Source organism: Actinomadura sp. NPDC048394 (assembly GCF_040651755.1).
GTDB classification, from domain to species: domain Bacteria; phylum Actinomycetota; class Actinomycetes; order Streptosporangiales; family Streptosporangiaceae; genus Spirillospora; species Spirillospora montaniterrae.
The window spans coordinates 1-1,039 of the sequence record NZ_JBEZJL010000201.1 but is presented as its reverse complement, the minus strand read 5'-3'; the positions used below and the strand labels follow the sequence as shown (position 1 = coordinate 1,039).

Sequence of the window (1,039 nt, the reverse complement as noted above, 5' to 3'; positions counted from 1 at the left end):
CAATGCCACGGCTTCGGCGGTGTGCTTGAGCCCCGCTACATTGTCGGCGCGGAATCACTTGACCAGTGAGCTATTACGCACTCTTTCAAGGATGGCTGCTTCTAAGCCAACCTCCTGGTTGTCACGGCAACTCCACATCCTTTCCCACTTAGCACACGCTTAGGGGCCTTAGCCGATGATCTGGGCTGTTTCCCTCTCGACTACGAAGCTTATCCCCCGCAGTCTCACTGCCACGCTCTCACTTACCGGCATTCGGAGTTTGGCTGACGTCAGTAACCTGGTAGGGCCCATCAGCCATCCAGTAGCTCTACCTCCGGCAAGAAACACGCGACGCTGCACCTAAATGCATTTCGGGGAGAACCAGCTATCACGGAGTTTGATTGGCCTTTCACCCCTAACCACAGGTCATCCCCCAGGTTTTCAACCCTGGTGGGTTCGGGCCTCCACACCGTCTTACCGGCGCTTCACCCTGCCCATGGCTAGATCACCCCGCTTCGGGTCTACAGCATGCGACTATTGCGCCCTATTCAGACTCGCTTTCGCTACGGCTACCCGCCACCGGTTAACCTCGCCACACACCATAACTCGCAGGCTCATTCTTCAAAAGGCACGCCATCACCAACACACATCCGAAGACATGTGAGGAGGCTCTGACGGCTTGTAGGCACACGGTTTCAGGTACTATTTCACGACCCCTCACCGGGGCACTTTTCACCATTCCCTCACGGTACTGATCCGCTATCGGTCACCAGGAAGTATTCAGCCTTACCACGTGGTCGTGGCAGATTCACACGGGATTTCACGGGCCCCGTGCTACTCGGGAACACACCCAGAAGCCACTACAGGTTTCGTCTACCGGACTCTCACCGTCTACGGTCGGCCTTCCCATGCCATTCGACTACCCGAGCAGTTTGTAACTTCTTGTCAGCACGGCAGCACTGACCGGATGGTCCCACAACCCCGCACACGCAACGCCTGCCGGCTATCACACGCGCACGGTTTAGGCTCCTCCGCTTTCGCTCACCACTACTCACGGAAT

At 57.1% G+C, this 1,039-nt stretch carries 1 rRNA gene; it reads right to left on the bottom strand.

The annotated features are described in order from the left end of the window. Window positions 1–1,039 (bottom strand): 23S ribosomal RNA (locus AB0C78_RS50830); the annotation flags it as partial.